This window comes from Cryobacterium sp. CAN_C2 (assembly GCF_015751745.1).
In the GTDB taxonomy this organism is placed as follows: domain Bacteria; phylum Actinomycetota; class Actinomycetes; order Actinomycetales; family Microbacteriaceae; genus Cryobacterium.
Window position 1 is genome coordinate 109,804 of record NZ_JADOUX010000004.1, and the last position, 15,979, is coordinate 125,782.

General features: G+C 66.8%; 15 protein-coding genes. 3 read left to right on the top strand and 12 right to left on the bottom strand.

What is annotated here, in order from left to right:
* Positions 1-25: 25 nt before the first annotated feature.
* Complete coding sequence (gene coaA / locus IWX77_RS05000) at positions 26-982, top strand: type I pantothenate kinase (protein ID WP_196843429.1); 957 nt, start codon at positions 26-28, stop codon at positions 980-982.
* A gap of 5 nt (positions 983-987) precedes the next feature.
* On the opposite strand, the gene IWX77_RS05005 is transcribed toward coaA, so the two are convergent.
* From IWX77_RS05005 to IWX77_RS05015, 3 genes are read right to left on the bottom strand one after another with little or no spacing between them, the layout of a single operon-like run.
* Complete coding sequence (locus IWX77_RS05005) at positions 988-2,502, bottom strand: carboxyl transferase domain-containing protein (protein ID WP_196843430.1); 1,515 nt, start codon at positions 2,500-2,502, stop codon at positions 988-990.
* A gap of 1 nt (position 2,503) precedes the next feature.
* Positions 2,504-3,808, bottom strand: a complete 1,305-nt coding sequence (locus tag IWX77_RS05010) for a CaiB/BaiF CoA transferase family protein (RefSeq protein ID WP_196843431.1) — start codon at positions 3,806-3,808, stop codon at positions 2,504-2,506.
* Between the two features lie 31 nt (positions 3,809-3,839).
* Positions 3,840-5,222, bottom strand: a complete 1,383-nt coding sequence (locus IWX77_RS05015) for an SLC13 family permease (RefSeq protein WP_196843432.1) — start codon at positions 5,220-5,222, stop codon at positions 3,840-3,842.
* 116 nt (positions 5,223-5,338) lie between these two features.
* Here IWX77_RS05015 and IWX77_RS05020 point away from each other — a divergent pair, with 116 nt between their 5' ends.
* The gene (locus IWX77_RS05020) at positions 5,339-6,043 is read left to right on the top strand and encodes a FadR/GntR family transcriptional regulator (protein WP_196843433.1); all 705 of its coding nucleotides are present in this window, start codon (positions 5,339-5,341) and stop codon (positions 6,041-6,043) included.
* A gap of 22 nt (positions 6,044-6,065) precedes the next feature.
* Here IWX77_RS05020 and glmM read toward each other — a convergent pair whose 3' ends face one another.
* The 4 genes from glmM to IWX77_RS05040 form a co-directional block, all read right to left on the bottom strand.
* Positions 6,066-7,427, bottom strand: coding sequence for a phosphoglucosamine mutase (glmM, locus tag IWX77_RS05025; protein ID WP_196843434.1), 1,362 nt, complete (start codon positions 7,425-7,427; stop codon positions 6,066-6,068).
* A 19-nt stretch (positions 7,428-7,446) separates the two neighbouring features.
* Positions 7,447-7,932, bottom strand: a complete 486-nt coding sequence (rpsI, locus tag IWX77_RS05030; protein ID WP_134468461.1) for a 30S ribosomal protein S9 — start codon at positions 7,930-7,932, stop codon at positions 7,447-7,449.
* A gap of 50 nt (positions 7,933-7,982) precedes the next feature.
* A complete protein-coding gene (rplM, locus tag IWX77_RS05035) occupies positions 7,983-8,429 on the bottom strand; it encodes a 50S ribosomal protein L13 (RefSeq protein ID WP_092107284.1) in 447 nt (148 codons plus the stop codon).
* A gap of 191 nt (positions 8,430-8,620) precedes the next feature.
* Positions 8,621-9,544, bottom strand: coding sequence for a tRNA pseudouridine synthase A (locus IWX77_RS05040; protein ID WP_297414618.1), 924 nt, complete (start codon positions 9,542-9,544; stop codon positions 8,621-8,623).
* 89 nt (positions 9,545-9,633) lie between these two features.
* On the opposite strand from IWX77_RS05040, the gene IWX77_RS05045 reads away from it, so the two are divergent.
* Complete coding sequence (locus IWX77_RS05045; protein ID WP_196843435.1) at positions 9,634-11,589, top strand: acyltransferase family protein; 1,956 nt, start codon at positions 9,634-9,636, stop codon at positions 11,587-11,589.
* Between the two features lie 4 nt (positions 11,590-11,593).
* On the opposite strand, the gene IWX77_RS05050 is transcribed toward IWX77_RS05045, so the two are convergent.
* The 5 genes from IWX77_RS05050 to rpsK all read right to left on the bottom strand — a co-directional run bounded on the left by IWX77_RS05050 (position 11,594) and on the right by rpsK (position 15,939).
* A complete protein-coding gene (locus tag IWX77_RS05050; protein ID WP_196843436.1) occupies positions 11,594-12,637 on the bottom strand; it encodes a GNAT family N-acetyltransferase in 1,044 nt (347 codons plus the stop codon).
* Positions 12,638-12,676: 39 nt separating this feature from the next.
* Positions 12,677-13,720, bottom strand: a complete 1,044-nt coding sequence (locus IWX77_RS05055; RefSeq protein WP_196843437.1) for a GNAT family N-acetyltransferase — start codon at positions 13,718-13,720, stop codon at positions 12,677-12,679.
* A gap of 111 nt (positions 13,721-13,831) precedes the next feature.
* Positions 13,832-14,365, bottom strand: a complete 534-nt coding sequence (gene rplQ / locus IWX77_RS05060) for a 50S ribosomal protein L17 (protein ID WP_196843438.1) — start codon at positions 14,363-14,365, stop codon at positions 13,832-13,834.
* Positions 14,366-14,415: 50 nt separating this feature from the next.
* A complete protein-coding gene (locus tag IWX77_RS05065) occupies positions 14,416-15,405 on the bottom strand; it encodes a DNA-directed RNA polymerase subunit alpha (protein WP_196843439.1) in 990 nt (329 codons plus the stop codon).
* 135 nt (positions 15,406-15,540) lie between these two features.
* Positions 15,541-15,939 (bottom strand): 30S ribosomal protein S11, encoded by a 399-nt coding sequence (gene rpsK / locus IWX77_RS05070; RefSeq protein ID WP_035834641.1) that lies wholly within the window; start codon positions 15,937-15,939, stop codon positions 15,541-15,543.
* Positions 15,940-15,979: the final 40 nt, after the last annotated feature.

Here is a 15,979-nt window from a genome sequence, read left to right on the forward strand (position 1 = left end):
TTTTAGTCGGACTAAGCTTGGGGGAATGTCCGATCCGGTGCTGGCCCCTGTAATTAACGGTCACGGTACCCCTTTTGTGGAACTCGACCGAGCCGACTGGGCAGCCCTCGCGCCGACCACTCTGCTGCCGCTCAAAGAGACCGAGATCGTGCAGTTGCGAGGCATCGGCGAGCCGCTCGACATCAACGAGGTGACAGACGTCTACCTTCCGCTGAGCCGCCTGCTCAACCTCTACGCGGCGAATGCTCGCACGCTGCACCGCGCCACCAGTGGATTCTTGGGCGAACGCGCCCGCCCGACGCCATTCGTGATCGGTGTGGCCGGCTCGGTCGCGGTCGGCAAGTCGACCACCGCGCGGCTGCTGCGTGAAATGCTCGCCCGCTGGGACGACACCCCGCGGGTAGAACTCGTGACGACCGACGGCTTTCTGTTTCCCAACGCGGAGCTGAACCGCCGGGGCCTGATGGAGCGTAAGGGCTTCCCGGAGTCCTACGACCGACGTGCGCTGCTGCGGTTCGTGAGTGCGGTCAAGAGCGGCGCCCCCGAGGTTCGGTCACCGTTCTATTCGCACCTGAGCTACGACATCGTGTCCGACGCGCAGATCGTCGTGCGGCAGCCCGACATTCTCATCGTCGAGGGCCTCAACGTTCTGCAGCCGCCCGGGCCTGGCCACGGCCTCTCGGTCAGCGACCTGTTCGACTTCACGATCTACGTGGATGCTCGCACCCAGGACATCGCCCGCTGGTACGAGGAGCGTTTTCTCAAATTGCAGCGCGGGGCGTTCGCCAACCCCAACTCCTTCTTTCACCGCTATGCCGACCTCACCAACGATGAGGCTCGCGCCAAGGCGCGCAGCATCTGGACCAGCATCAACGAGCCCAACCTGCTGCAGAATATTCGCCCCACCCGGTCGCGCGCGACCCTGGTGCTGCGCAAGGACCCCACGCACGCCGTCTCCAAGGTGCTCCTGCGAAAGGTCTGACCCAATTACCCGCGCCGGCCCATAGTACGGAATTTCGCTATTCGCGCCGGCAGTAGCTGCACCACCGGAATCAGCGCCAGCGTGGCGAGTTCGTATTCGATCGCCGCAGCCATGCGCTCGGCGAATGGCCGGGCCTCGAGGGCCGCATCCGGACGCTCGTCGACGACGTGGTCGACCAGCCCGTCGGCGACCAGCGCCGCCACGTTGATGCCCTGCTTGGCCGACATCTGCGGCGCGAAGTCCACACTGCGGTGCACGATCGCACTCGCGCCCTCGGGCGGCAGCGGGCTCAGCCACGCGTGCTGGGCGGCGATGGTGCGGTCCGCGGGCAGCAGCGCGAGCGCCCCGCCGCCCGCGCCCTGGCCGAGCAGCACCGACACGCTGGGTGCTCGCAGTCCGATCAGGTCGTGCAGCGAGCGGGCAATCTCACCGGCCAGTCCGCCCTCTTCCGCCTCCCGGGACAGCGCGGCCCCTGAGGTATCGATCACGGTCAGCAGTGGCAGCCCGAGCTCCTCGGCCAGGCGCATGCCGCGCCGGGCCTCACGCAGGCTCGCCGGCCCCATCGCGTTGTTCTGCGACGGCCGACGGCGGTTGTGTCCGAGCACGATGCAGGACTGCTCGCCGAAGCGGGCGATCGCCAGCAGCAGTCCCGGATCCTTCTCGCCCTGGCCGGTGCCATTGAGCGGCAGCACGTCGCGCGCGCCCCAGGCCAGCAGCTGACGCAGATCGGGTCGGCGTGGATTGCGAGAGATCTCCACGGATGCCCAGGCCTCAGAATCCGCCGCCGTCACCTCGAGCGTCGCCGGCGGCCGCACGGCGTCGCTGGGCTGCTGCACCAGCATGCTCAGCGCGCGGTCCACGATCTCACCGAGCTGCTCGGGTGGCACGACCGCGTCGACCAGGCCCTTGTCGAACAGGTTCTCGGCGGTCTGGATGTCCGCGGGAAAGACGGTGCCGTAAAGTGCCTCGTAGACTCGCGGGCCGAGGAAACCGAGCAGCGCACCCGGCTCGGCAACGGTCACGTGCCCGAGCGACCCCCAAGACGCCATCACCCCGCCGGTGGTGGGGTGGCGCAGGTAGACCAGGTAGGGCAGGCCGGCCTGCCGATGGGCGCGCACGGCGGCGGTGATACGCACCATGGACAGGAACGCGAGCGTGCCCTCCTGCATGCGGGTGCCGCCGGAGGCCGGCCCGGCGAGCAGGGGCAGGCCCTCGCGGGTGGCGCGTTCCACGCCCTCGACGATGCGGTCGGCGGCGGCCTGCCCGATCGACCCGGCGAGGAAGGCGAACTCGCTCACGATCACGGCCACCTCGCGACCGCGGATGCGTCCCCGGCCGGTGACAACGGATTCATCCAGTCCGCTGCGGGCCCGGGCCTTCTCCAAGTCGGCGCGGTAGGCGGCATCCGGTCCGGGGTCACTGATCGGCTTGTCCCAGCTCTCGAACGAGCCCAGGTCGAGCACGACCCCGATCAGCTCGGTGGCGTTCAGGTGGCGGATCTTTACGCTGTCTGCGGTCATCTCAGTACCCTCTTTTCATGGCGGTGCCTGCGGTCATGGCGGTGCCTGCCGTCGTATCGGTGTCTGCCGTCGTATCGGTGTCTGCCGTCATGTCACAGTCCCCGGTTGCGCTGGCGAGCCAGACGCGGATGGCGTCGCCGTCCTGGTTCAGGGTCGGCGGAGCGGTGTGGGACCGGTTGGTGGTCTCGGTCGCGTCGCCCGGTCCGAAGAAGCGCACGGGCGGCCCTGGCAGGGTGATCGGCCCGAGCACAGCATGGTCGACGTCGATGACCAGGCCCTGCGAGTGCACCTGGTCCCAGGCGTACACCTCGTCCAGGCTGCGCACCTTGCCGGCCGGGATGCCGACCTCGTTCAGCCGGGCCAGCAGGGTCTCCGGCACCCAATCGGCGAACACCCGTTCCACGTCGTCGATGAGCAGGCGCCGGTTCTCTACCCGGTCGCCGTTGGAGGCGTACTCCGGCCGGCCGGCGTCGAGCCCGAACGCCGCGGCGAACGTCGTCCATAACTTCTCGCTGCCGACGCTGATCTGCACGCTGCCGCCGCGGCAGTGGAACAGTCCGTACGGCGCGATGGACGGATGGTGGTTGCCCTGCGCCTGCGGCACCTCGTGTGCGACGGTCGAGCGGGTGCCCTGGAAAGCATGCACCCCCACGATCGCCGCGAGCAGCGACGTGCGCACAATCTGTCCCCGACCGGTGCGCTCGCGTTCCAACAGGGCGGCGAGCAGCCCGAACGCTCCATACATGCCGGAGAGCAGGTCCGCGATCGGCACGCCAACCCGCTGCGGGTCGTCGGGGCCGGAGCCGGTCAGCGACATCAGCCCGGCCTCACCCTGCAGGATCTGGTCGTATCCGCTGCGGCTGGACTCCGGCCCGTCGTGGCCGAACCCGGTGATGGAGAGGATGACCAGGGCCGGGTTCAGCTCGTGCAGGTGCGCCGTCGAGAACCCCAGCCGGTCGAGCACTCCCGGCCGGAAGTTCTCTACCACCACGTCGGCCCGCCCGACCAGATCGCTGAGCACCCGGTGCCCGTCCTCGCTCTTCAGGTCGAGAGCGATGGACTCCTTGTTGCGGTTGCAGGAGAGAAAGTAGGTGGACTGCCGGTCGGTGTCCGGTCCCACGAACGGCGGGCCCCAGCCCCGGGTATCGTCCCCGGTGCCCGGCGTTTCCACCTTGATGACCCGGGCGCCCAGGTCGGCCAGCATCATGCTCGCATGGGGTCCGGCGAGGGCACGGCTGAGGTCGACGACAAGGTAACCGGTGAGGGGTCCGCGGGGGGCAGCATCCGGAGCAAGGGGGTGGGTCATGGTCTACTTTCCGATCGGTGCGTGGTCGGTGTCACAGCCAGCCGGGGACGACCAGGATGAGCCAGGCGATCGCCGGGCCGGCGACCACGACGATGCCGCTGTAGCCGAGGATCTGTTTGTAGAACTTCTCCTTATTGACCTCCTCCGGCGCGTTGGCCAGCACCAGTGCGCCGTTGGTGGAGAACGGGGAGACGTCCACGATGGTGGAGGCCACGGCGAGGGCGCAGATCACGCCGACCGCGCCGATCTCGCCGGTGGCCAGGAACGGCACGGCCAGCGGGATCAGGGCGGCCAGAATGGCGGTGGAGCTGGCGAACGCGGAGACCACGGCGCCGATGTAGCAGATGAGCAGTGCGGCCAGCAGTGGCATGCCGAGCTGGGCGACTCCGTCGGAAACGTACTCGATGGTGCCGGCCTCTTCGAGCACGCCCACGAAGGTGAGCATGCCGCAGATGAGCAGCACGGTCGACCAGCTGATCTTGTTGACGGCGCCCTTCTGTGCCTTGGGCGAGACCAGGGCGAGGATAACCGCGATGGTGATGGAGACGAAGCCGACGTCCACGCTGAAGCCGAGGGCGATCACGGCGAGGGCGATCAGGCCGATGATGGTGATGATCTGCGGGATGCGCTCGGCGCGGGTCTCGGACGGTGCGGGAGCGGTGGTGATGGCGGCGGTTCCGGCCGGATCGCGCGGTCCGTAGATGCCGGAGCCGAAGCCCTTGAAGGTGACGTCACCGGCGGCACGGATGCCGACGCTCGCCGACAGGCGCACCTCGGCGGCCTGCTCGACGAAGTCGCCGACGCGTGCGGTGACGATCTTGCGCCCGCCGAGCACGACGTACAGAATGGCGGCGATCATGAGGTTGAAGCCGAGGCTGGCCAGGAAGAGGGCGGTCGGGTTGGACTCGAGGGTGGTCTGGTCCATGATGCCGTTGACGGTGACCCCGTAGACGGCGATCGGCGAGAAGCCACCGGCCTGCGCGCCGTGGATGACCATCATGCCCATCAGCAGCGGACTGATCTTGTACTTACCGGCGAAGTTGAGCGCGATCGGCGCGATGATGGCCACGGCGGCTGGCGAGAGTGCGCCCACCGAGGTGATCAGCGCGGTGATGGCAAACATCACCCACGGGATGAGGCCGACCCGGTTGCCAACCAGACGCACGGCCCCTTGCACCAGCAGGTCGATAGTGCCGTTGTTCTGCGCGATGGCGAACAGGTAGGTCACGCCAACGATAGTGAGAAAGAGCCCGCCGGGAAAGTTGGCGAGAATATCGGAGGTCTCCATGCCGAGGAAAACGGCGCCGAGCAGGAAGGCGCCGACGAAGGCCAGCGCGCCCATGTTGAGGGGTAGAAGCGTGGCGAGAAGGAACATCACCGCCAGGATGATGATCGATAGAACGGGAGCGGACATCGTTGTTCCTCCAGAGGACGCGGGGTGGACCGCAGTGGCCCACTGGCCTATCCTCCTAGACAGTAGGTCACTGTGTCAAGAGGACTAGAATGAGGACAATCGATGAGGAGTCGCGTATGAGCGAGCAGCCACGGGTGCCCGCACCACTGCGCCGGGTGCTGAAGCCCCGGCTGTACGAGCAGCTGGTCACCCAAATCCTCGGCTATATCGATTCCGCACAGCTCGGCCCCGGTGATCTGCTGCCGGCCGAACGGGACCTCGCGGAGCGGCTCGGGGTATCGCGGGCAACACTGGCCCAGGCCCTGGTCGCCCTGGAAGTGCTCGGAGTCATCGACGTACAGCACGGCACTGGCGCGGTGTTGGTTTACCGGCCGAGCGTGGCATCCGTCATCAGGGATCTGCGTGAGCACCGCAGCCGGCTGCCCGAGATCGTGGAGGCGCGCAGCACACTCGAGGTCAAGCTGGCGGGCCTGGCTGCCGAGCGACGAACGGATGCTGACCTGGCTGCCATCGACGCCGCACTGGAGACCATGGCGGCGGAGATCACAGCGGGTGGCAAGGGCGCACACGGCGACGAGCTGTTCCATCAGGCCGTGACCCAGGCGGCACATTCCGCGGTGCTCGCCCAGCTGATGACGTTCATCGCGGAGATGATCCTCGAGACGCGACTCGAGTCGCTCGGGCAGCCCGGGCGGCCGCAGCAGTCGCTCGCGTCGCACCGGGTGATCGCCGCGGCGATCCGCACCGGGCAGCCGCAGCACGCCGAGCAGGCCATGCTCGCGCACATTGCGCTCGTCTCCGACGTGGCTCTGCTGAAGTAGCGCCGTCGACCGGCGGCAGCCGCTAGTTGGCGAGGCGCTCCAGCACTACCGCGGCAAGCCGGTGCGCGAGCCGGTCGGCGGTCGGCTGGTCGGCCGCCTCCACCATCACGCGCACCATGGGCTCGGTGCCCGACGGGCGCAACAGAACCCGCCCGGTCTCGCCCAGTTCGGCCTCGGCGTCGCGGATCGCGTCCGCGATCACCTCGTCGGAACCGAGCGCGCGGTGGTCCACCCCGCGCACATTCACCAGGATCTGCGGGAAAACAGTCATCACCGCGGCCAGCTCGGCCAGCGTCTTGCCGGTACGGGCCATTTCAGCCACGAGGTGCAACCCGGTGAGGATGCCGTCGCCGGTCGTGGCGAACTTGGTCATGATGACGTGACCGGACTGTTCGCCGCCGAGTGAATACCCATGGGCGTTGAGTTCTTCGAGCACATACCGGTCACCGACCTTGGTCTGCACCATGGTGATGTCGTTGGCCGCCATCGCCTTGCGCAGGCCCAGGTTGCTCATGACGGTCGCGACGAGCGTGCGATCTTTCAGCACGCCGCGTTCGGCCATCGAGACGGCGAGAATCGCCATGATCTGGTCACCGTCGACGATGTTGCCGTCACGGTCCACGGCCAGGCATCGGTCGGCATCGCCGTCATGGGCGATGCCGATGTCGGCGCCGTGCTCAAGCACGGCCTTGGCGAGGTTGTCGAGGTGGGTCGAGCCCACGCCGTCGTTGATGTTGAGGCCGTCGGGGTCGGCGCCGATCACGGTGAGGTGAGCACCGGCATCCGTGAATACCTGTGGCGATACGCCGGCGGCAGCGCCGTGGGCGCAGTCGAGAACGACGTGGATGCCGTCGAGGCGGTGCGGCAGTGTCGTGAGCAGGTGCACCACATAGCGGTCTTCGGCGTCGGCGAAACGACGGATGCGTCCCACGTCGCCGGCGATCGGCATCAGGGCGTCGCGACCGATGTAGGACTCGATGCGGTCTTCGACGTCGTCGGGAAGTTTGGTTCCGCCGAAGGCGAAGATCTTGATGCCGTTGTCGGGCGCCGCGTTGTGTGAGGCAGAAATCATCACACCGAAGTCGGCACCGATGTCGTTGATCAAGAACGCTGCGGCGGGCGTCGGGATGACCCCGGCGTCGAGTACGTCGACACCGCTGGAGGCAAGACCGGCCGAGACGGCAGCCGTGAGAAATTCACCGGAAATTCGCGGGTCGCGGGCGACCACGGCGACGGGTCGGCGACCCGCTTCGATGCGTGCTTGGGCGCGACGGCCACGCGTCAGCACGGCGGCGCTGGCTTGGGCAAGGCTCAGGGCCAGGCCAGCCGTGAGATCACGGTTGGCCAGGCCCCGAACGCCGTCCGTGCCGAAGAGACGAGTCATATCGTCGTCGGCTATCGGGTTAGCGCTTGCTGAACTGAGGTGCCTTACGGGCCTTCTTGAGTCCGGCCTTCTTACGCTCCTTGACGCGAGCGTCGCGGCTGAGGAAGCCGTTCTTCTTGAGGATGGCACGGTTGTTCTCTTCGTCGATCAGGTTGAGGCAGCGTGCAATGCCGAGGCGCAGGGCGCCGGCCTGGCCGGACGGGCCACCACCGGTGATGCGCGCGATGACGTCGTACGAGCCGAGCAGGTCAAGAACCTTGAACGGGTCGTTGATGAGCTGCTGGTGCAGCTTGTTCGGGAAGTAGTCGGCGAACTCGCGGCCGTTGACTACGATCGTGCCGGAGCCGGGGACGATGCGCACGCGGGCGATGGCCTGCTTGCGGCGGCCCACGGCTGCGCCGGGAACGTTGAGGACGGCGCGGGGCGCCTTGGTTGCGGTTTCGGCCGGAGTCTCGGTGGAGTAGCTCTCCGGAGCCTGGTCAATCTGGTCTGCGATCTTCGCCACGATGATGGGAATCCTTTTTATCTAAGAGTCGAGAAGTCTGGTTGCCGGCGCTACTGCGCGACCTGGCTGAGGGTGTACGGCTTGGGCTGCTGAGCGGAGTGAGGGTGCTCAGGGCCGGCGTAAACCTTCAGCTTGGTGAGCTGGGCGCGACCGAGCGAGTTCTTCGGCAGCATGCCGCGAATCGCTTTTTCAACCGCACGGGTCGGGTGCTTCTCGAGCATCTCGGAGTAGTTGGTCGCCGTGAGGCCGCCCGGGTAACCGGAGTGGCGGTAAGCGATCTTCAGGTCGAGCTTCTTGCCGGTGAGGGCAACCTTCTCGGCGTTGACGATGATGACGAAGTCGCCACCGTCCATGTGCGGGGAGAAGGTGGCCTTGTGCTTGCCGCGGAGCAGGATTGCCGCGTGGCTGGCCAGACGTCCGAGGACGATATCGGTGGCATCGATGACAACCCAGTCGTGCTGGAGTTCGCTTGCCTTGGGGGTGTAAGTGCGCGTCACTGTTGTGCTGCTTTCTTCTTTTTCGAACGGAGGTGTTCGTGAATCCCGCTCCGGGCGTGTTCTCATGGGGAGAACGCTGTCGATGGAGGGCTCACGTTCGGGTGCCGCGCTGCAACGCACAGACACCAAGGGTCAACGTTAGTCGGCCCAGGCCACGGGCGCAACTTGGGCTGGCGAGGGTGAGCCAGCGCCTAGTCTGCGACGACAACCGGCAGCGAGCGCCGGTTGCGGGTATCAACGGCGCGCTTTGCCAGTTCGGCGTCGTCGGGGTAGCCGACGTCGATCAGGGTGAGGCCGTGCGCCTGCATCACCTTGAACTCGCTGATGCGGTGCTTGTCGAAGTGCAGGTGCGCGAGGGTGCTGCCGTCGAGCCGCCCCTCCCCCACGGCGACGCAGGCGCCGACCATGGCGCGCACCATGCTGTGGCAGAAGGCATCCGCTTTGATGGTGGCGATGAGGAGGCCGTCGGCGTCGCGGTGCCAGCGAAAGTCCTGCACGGTGCGAATGGTCGTCGCGCCCGGGCGTGGTTTGCAGTAGGCGGCGAAGTCGTGCAGGCCGACCAGGGTCGCCGCCGCGGCGTCCATCGCCAGAGGATCCAGTTTAAACGGATGCCATGTGGTGCGCATCCGCTGTTGCGGGTCGCGCAGGGCGAGGGGGTCGGCAATGCGGTACTGGTAGCGGCGCCACAGGGCCGAGAAGCGGGCGTCGAAACCGCCGGGCACGACCGTGGCGCGGCGCAGCACAATGTCGGGCTTGGTCACGAGGATGCCGCCGAGGCGGCGCAGCACGGCGGTGCCGAGATCGACCGGCGGGCGGTTGCCGGTGCCGCGCTGGATGCGCACGAGGGAGTGAACCTGCTCGGCGGTGAGATCGAAGTGGGCGACCTGTCCGGCTGCGTGCACCCCGGCATCCGTTCGGCCAGCGACGATGAGGGTGGGGTGCGGGGGAAAGCTTTGCAGAATGCCGGCAAGGCCGTTTTCGATGTCGGCCTGCACGGTGCGAAAGCCCGGCTGGCGGGCCCAGCCGGTGAAATCGGTGCCGTCATAGGCGAGGTCGAGGCGGATGCGCGTGGAGCCGAGCGCTGCATGAGCGGCGCGGGGCACAAAGAGATTCACGAGGGTAAGCCTAGGCGGCGCGCGCGGGTTATCGTTGAACCCGGTCCCTGGTTCGCCCCGTGCGCGTGCCAAGAAATCTCGTATTGCCCATGACTCGTTCCCCGCTGTCGTTCCCGTTCACCGGGAGGACTCGGTCAACCGCTGCTGCAATCGGTCCGGTGAACGCGCCGGTACTCGGGCCGAACAATGCCCCGGGATTATCCCCGCGCAGCGGTCACCTGGCCGGCCTCGACGGACTGCGCGCCCTCGCCGTCATTGCCGTCGTGCTCTACCATTTCTTTCCGGCTCTGCTGCCGGGCGGCTTCATCGGCGTCGACGTCTTCTTCGTGATCAGTGGTTTCCTGATCACGGGGCTGCTCGTCTCCGAGCACACCCGCACTGGGCGCATCTCGTTGCGGCGGTTCTGGCAGCGGCGCGTCCGCCGGCTCATTCCCCCGCTCATCCCGGTGATTCTGATCGGTTGCACCATCGCGTTCCTGATCGACGGTGATGTGCTCGTCGGGCTGGGCGCTCAGCTGTTCGGCGCCGCGACCTTCGGCTACAACTGGGTGGCGATCGCCAACGATGCCAGCTATTTCAGCGTCAACGAGCCCGAACTGCTGCGCAACCTGTGGTCGCTTGCCGTGGAGGAGCAGTTCTACCTGGTCTGGCCACTTATCCTGCTCGCTGTGCTGCTGATTCGCCGCCCGTGCGTGCGACTGGCCCTCGTCACCGCGCTGTTCGTCGCGTCAGCTCTGTGGATGGGCGTGCTCTACCAGCCCGGCGCCGACCCGACCCGGGTCTACTACGGCTCCGACACGCACAGTTTTGGCCTGTTTGCGGGTGCCGCCCTCGCCGTGCTGCTGCGGCGCCCGAGCGGGCAGCGCAACGAGCTGCCCCGGCTGCGTCCGTGGCTCGGCGGGGCGGCGCTGTTGGCGATCATCGCGTTCGCATTCTGGCTGACCGAAGACGGCACCGCCACCTATCGCGGCGGCCTCGTCGCGGTGAGCCTGGCCACCGCCGTCGCCATCTGGGCCGGCGTGCGCGGCGGCCGGTTCGGGCGGCTGCTCGACAGCGCCCCGCTGCGCTACCTCGGTGAACGCTCCTACGGCATCTACCTGTGGCACTGGCCGGTGCTCGTCCTGCTGCAACTGCTGTGGCCACCGTCGTCGCGCTCTGGCAGCCTGCTGCCGATCGGCATGCTCGCCACGGTCATCACCCTCGTTCTGGCCGGCCTGTCGTACCGCTGGCTGGAATTGCCGATTCGGCGCGTCGGCGCGCGCGGCAGCATCCGTCGGATCGGTGCATTGTGGACCGGCCCCACCCGTCGTCGTCGCCTGGTCGCGGCGACGGCCGCGCTGTCTCTGCTGCTCTTTGGTGGCACCACGGCTGCCGTCGTCGCCGCACCCGTGCAGACCACGGCGCAGCTCCGCATCGAACGCGGCCAACGGGCAATGGATGCCGCGCACGCTGCCGCCGCCGCCGAGGCGGCCCGCCAGTTCGCGACAGCCCCGGACCTCACCGACGGCCCGATCACGGCCATCGGTGACTCGGTCATGCTGGCCTCGGCTCCAGAATTGCAGGCCACCTTTGCGGGTATGACCGTTGACGCTTCGGTCTCGCGTGGCATGTATTCCGCAGACGACATCTTGGTGGCGTTGAAGGCCGCCGGCCAATTGCATCCGCTCGTCGTGATCGGGCTCGGCACAAACGGACCGATCACCGCCTCCGAACTTACCGAAATCTTGCGCATTCTTGGCCCGGACCGGCATCTTGTGCTCGTCAATGCCTATGCCGAGCGAAACTGGACCGACGGCGTCAATACGATGCTCGCCGACTTCGCTGCGGGCAATCGCCGGGTCGAGCTCGCGAACTGGCACGACACGATCGCGGGGCGGCTCGACCTGCTGGCCGGCGATCACGTGCACCCGGGTCCGATGGGCGGCCAGCTCTACGCGGACGAGGTGGGCGGCGCGCTCGACCGTCTCGCGGCGGTGCCGCCGCTGCCCGATGACAGTTGGTTGTTGAGCGACCCCGACGCGCCCCGCCCAGCGCCCTACCGCTGAGGTTTCAGAACTCGAGCACGTAAGCGAGCTCGCGGTTCGTGGCGAAGAAGCCCATGCCGGTGTACAAGCCGAGCGCGCCGGTCGGGCTCGCCGAGTCCACATCGAGGGTGGCACGCTCGTGCCCGGCGGCGCGGCTGGCGGCCAGCTGCGCCGCTAGAAGTGCCTGCGCGATGTGGCGGCCGCGCCATCCGCTCAGCACGCCGACGAGGCCGATGTAGCTGCTGCGGTAGCCGGCTGCTGCCCAGTCCTCCTCGTTCACGCTCGACATGACAAAGCCGACGACGTGCTCGCTGCCGTCGGGGTCGGTTCCCAACGCGACGAACGAGAGGTCGTCGACGAACGAGGGGCCCGTCACGTAGGCGTTCCAGCTTTCGTCGGGAATCGGCTGACTCGACCAATGGTCCATGAAGGCCACATCGCGCGCGGCGTGCACTGCGGCCGACAGCTCGGGCGTATACCCGGCCACGCGGATGCCGTCGGCCGGCTCAACATCGCGAATCGGGTCGGCGAGCATTCTGTCCAACGACAGAAAGTACCGGGTGCAGAGCAGTCCGGCCCGTTCGTAGAGGCGGCCGTTCTGCGGGGCCCGCTCGTCACAAGAAGCTCCGATCCAGCCGGGCAGCAGCTGGTCTGAGGTCGCCAGTTGCTGCCTGGCGCGAGCGACCTGCCAATTCAACAGTTCACGACCGATACCTCTGCCGCGCATCTCGGGCAGCACTCCCCCGCCCAGGGTGGATTTTACGAGGGTCTGCTGCCCCGGCTGGAGCACCACGAGCCCGTGGGCGACCATGCGGCCATCGGCGTCGAGGCCGACGAGTGTGTCGCTGTCAACGTCGACAAAGGAGAAATTGAAGGCCTCGCCGACTTCCTCCCGCTCGACCACGTAATTGGGGTGGTCGGCCCGGCCAGTCGCTTTCTCGAGCTCCCAGATGGCGTCGATGTCGGCGGGCGTTGCTGCCCGCCACCGTGCGACGTCGGCGTGCTCGGGAACGGGCAGCTGCGCGTGAGCTGTCACCCGCGCGGAGAGCGGACTCGTGTGATCGGTCATGCTTCACCCTATCCACGCGGCCACGAACGGGGCCAGTTCTTAGAACTCGAGGGTGTAGGCCATCTTGCGGTGCGTGGGCACGAAACCCATGCCGGTATACAGGCCGAGCGCGCCGGTGGGGCTGTCGGAGTCGACCGCAAGGGTCACTTTCTCGTGGCCGAGGGCCTGCCCGCCGGCAAGCTGGGCGGCCAGGAGCGACTGCGCGATGTGGCGGCCGCGCCATCCGCTCCGCACACCGACCAGGTCGATGTAGCTTCCGGTGAAACCCTGCGTGGCCCAGACGTTCTCGTTCGCCGTGGCCAGCACGAAACCGACCACATGTTCGGTTCCGTTCTCGTCCGTGCCGAACGCCACGAAGGAGAGGTCCGCGCGAAACCACCGGCCGCCGACAAAAGCATTCCAGTTCTCATCGCTCATCGGCTGGCTCGCCCAGTGATCCAGAAAGGCGTCATCGCGGGTCGCGTGCACGGCAGCCGAGTCCTCGGGTCGGTATTGCGCAATACGGATGCCGACGGCCGGCTCGACCGATCGCACCGGCGCATCCAGGGCCCGCTCCAGTGTGAGGAAGTACCGGGTGAGCTGCATGCCCGCCGACGCGAATAGGCGTGCGGCGTGCGGAGCCCGTTCGTCGGCGTAGGCGAACACCCAGCCGGGCAGTGTCTTCTGTGAGCTTGCGAGTTGCTGGCGCGCGCGACCGAGCTGCCAGTCCAGCAGCACGCGGCCCACGCCGCGCCCACGCAGGTCGGGATGCACGCCGCCGATTGGGATCGAGCGCACGAGGGTCACTTGCCGTGGCGGGAACATGACCATGCCGTTCGCGACGATGCGCCCGGCGGCGTCCAGCCCCACGATCGAGTCGACCTCGGCGTGAAAGTGGGAGTAGCCGAAGTCGGCGGCGATGGCACCGCGAGCGGTGAGGTAGTTGGGGTGGTCCACACTGCCCATGGCCTGCCGCAGCTCCCAGATACCGTTCACGTCGGCGTCAGTCGCGGGCCGCCACCGGGCGATGTCGGGGTGCACGGGCAGGGCGAGCACGGCGTCGGCCGGCACCCTTTGGCTCAGGGGTGTGCGCGGGTCGACCATGTCTCCAGCCTAACCGCGCCGCCGCATCCGCCGCCCGGCGCGCACACGCCACCCGCACACGAAAAAAGAGGGGCCCGACCGAAGTCGGGCCCCTCTTTGCTGGAACAGGTGCTACTTGGCTTCCTCGGCGACGGGTGCGTCAGCATTCGCTTCGACAACGGCTTCAGCAGCGTCGGTTTCGCCGACGACAACGTCGTCAGCGACGACCTCGTCGACAACAACGTTCTCAGAACCGACCGGCGTCGCAGCGACGGTCGCGGTCTTGGAGCGCTTGACCTTGGGGGTCAGGGGCTCGAGAACGAGCTCCATCTGCACCATGGACGCGTTGTCACCCTTGCGGAAACCAAGCTTCGTGATGCGGGTGTAACCGCCCTGCCGCTCGTTGACCTGCGGGGCGATGACCGTGAACAGCTCGTGCACGACGGTCTTGTCGGTGATCGTCGCGAGAACGCGGCGACGGGCGTGCAGGTCGCCGCGCTTGGCAAACTGCACCATCCGCTCGGCGAGCGGACGCAGGCGCTTGGCACGGGTCTCGGTCGTCTTGATCGACTTGTGGGTGAACAGGGCCGCGGCCAGGTTCGCAAGCATGAGGCGCTCGTGCGCCGGGCCGCCACCGAGACGGGGGCCCTTTGTGGGCTTAGGCATTGTTAATCTCCAGTATCAAAAAATCGAAAGGCAGCGTTGAAGCGCGAGCCTTAGATGGTCTCTTCTTCGTAGCCGCTGTAGAAGTGCGCGCCGTCGAATCCGGGAACCGAATCCTTCAGGGACAGGCCGAGCTCGACGAGCTTGTCCTTTACTTCGTCAACCGACTTCTGCCCGAAGTTGCGGATGTTCATCAGCTGGTTCTCCGAGAGGGCGACCAGTTCGCTGACGTTGTTGATGCCTTCGCGCTTGAGGCAGTTGTACGAGCGCACCGACAGGTCGAGGTCTTCGATCGGAATCGAAAGCTCGGTCGAAAGCACGGCGTCAACCGGCGCGGGGCCGATTTCGATGCCCTCGGCGGCGGTGTTGAGCTCGCGGGCCAGGCCGAACAGCTCGGTCAGGGTGCGACCGGAGGATGCAATGGCGTCGCGAGGCGAGATAGCCGACTTGGTCTCCACGTCAACGACGAGGCGGTCAAAGTCGGTGCGCTCGCCGGCACGAGTTGCCTCGACACGGTAGGTCACCTTGAGCACGGGCGAGTAGATCGAGTCGACCGGAATCTGGCCGGCCTCGGAGAACTCGTTGCGGTTCTGGGTGCTGGACACGTAACCACGGCCACGCTCAATGGTCAGTTCGAGTTCGAACTTCGCCTTGTCGTTGAGGGTTGCGATGACCAGTTCCGGGTTGTGCACCTCGACGCCGGCCGGAGCCGAAATGTCAGCGGCGGTGACTTGGCCGGCACCCTGCTTGCGCAGGTACGCGGTGATGGGCTCGTCGTGCTCGCTCGAGACAACGAGGCCCTTGATGTTCAGGATGATCTCGGTGACGTCTTCCTTCACACCGGGAACGGTGCTGAACTCGTGAAGCACGCCATCGATGCGGATGCTGGTTACAGCAGCGCCCGGGATCGAGGAGAGCAGAGTACGGCGAAGCGAGTTGCCGAGGGTGTAACCGAAGCCAGGTTCGAGCGGCTCAATGATGAACCGTGAACGGAACTCCGAGATGTTCTCTTCGGTGAGCGTTGGACGCTGTGCAATAAGCACTGTTGATTCCTTTCGGCTAAGTGTCCGCTATATGACACTTGCAATGACGAGAGAGTGAAAAGTGAAAGAAAAGAAACGCTGAGTTCCGGTCGACGTGACGAGTCACGTCGACCGGAACTCAAGCGACAGAGTGCTTTAGACGCGGCGGCGTTTCGGCGGACGGCATCCGTTGTGGGCCTGGGGCGTCACGTCGTTGATCGAACCGACCTCGAGGCCAGCGGCCTGCAAAGAACGGATCGCGGTCTCGCGGCCTGAGCCGGGTCCCTTGACGAAGACGTCAACCTTCTTCATGCCGTGTTCCTGCGCCTGACGGGCGGCCGATTCGGCGGCCAGCTGTGCGGCGAAGGGGGTCGACTTGCGCGAACCCTTGAAACCAACCTGGCCCGACGAGGCCCAGCTGATGACGGCTCCGGTCGTGTCGGTGATCGACACGATCGTGTTGTTGAAGGTGCTCTTGATGTGGGCCTGGCCCACAGCAATGTTCTTCTTTTCTTTCTTACGCGGCTTCCGTACGGCCGACTTGGGTTGTGCCATGAATTTCTCCTGAATCCTAAAGGCGTTAGCGGGCTGGGCC

Bases quoted from the DNA above. Each gene is read 5' to 3' on its own strand.
- coaA (WP_196843429.1), top strand. From the start codon at position 26: ATGTCCGATCCGGTGCTGGCCCCTGTAATTAACGGTCACGGTACCCCT.
- IWX77_RS05005 (WP_196843430.1), bottom strand. From the start codon at position 2,502: ATGACCGCAGACAGCGTAAAGATCCGCCACCTGAACGCCACCGAGCTG.
- IWX77_RS05010 (WP_196843431.1), bottom strand. From the start codon at position 3,808: ATGACCCACCCCCTTGCTCCGGATGCTGCCCCCCGCGGACCCCTCACC.
- IWX77_RS05015 (WP_196843432.1), bottom strand. From the start codon at position 5,222: ATGTCCGCTCCCGTTCTATCGATCATCATCCTGGCGGTGATGTTCCTT.
- IWX77_RS05020 (WP_196843433.1), top strand. From the start codon at position 5,339: ATGAGCGAGCAGCCACGGGTGCCCGCACCACTGCGCCGGGTGCTGAAG.
- glmM (WP_196843434.1), bottom strand. From the start codon at position 7,427: ATGACTCGTCTCTTCGGCACGGACGGCGTTCGGGGCCTGGCCAACCGT.
- IWX77_RS05045 (WP_196843435.1), top strand. From the start codon at position 9,634: ATGACTCGTTCCCCGCTGTCGTTCCCGTTCACCGGGAGGACTCGGTCA.
- IWX77_RS05050 (WP_196843436.1), bottom strand. From the start codon at position 12,637: ATGACCGATCACACGAGTCCGCTCTCCGCGCGGGTGACAGCTCACGCG.
- IWX77_RS05055 (WP_196843437.1), bottom strand. From the start codon at position 13,720: ATGGTCGACCCGCGCACACCCCTGAGCCAAAGGGTGCCGGCCGACGCC.
- rplQ (WP_196843438.1), bottom strand. From the start codon at position 14,365: ATGCCTAAGCCCACAAAGGGCCCCCGTCTCGGTGGCGGCCCGGCGCAC.
- rpsK (WP_035834641.1), bottom strand. From the start codon at position 15,939: ATGGCACAACCCAAGTCGGCCGTACGGAAGCCGCGTAAGAAAGAAAAG.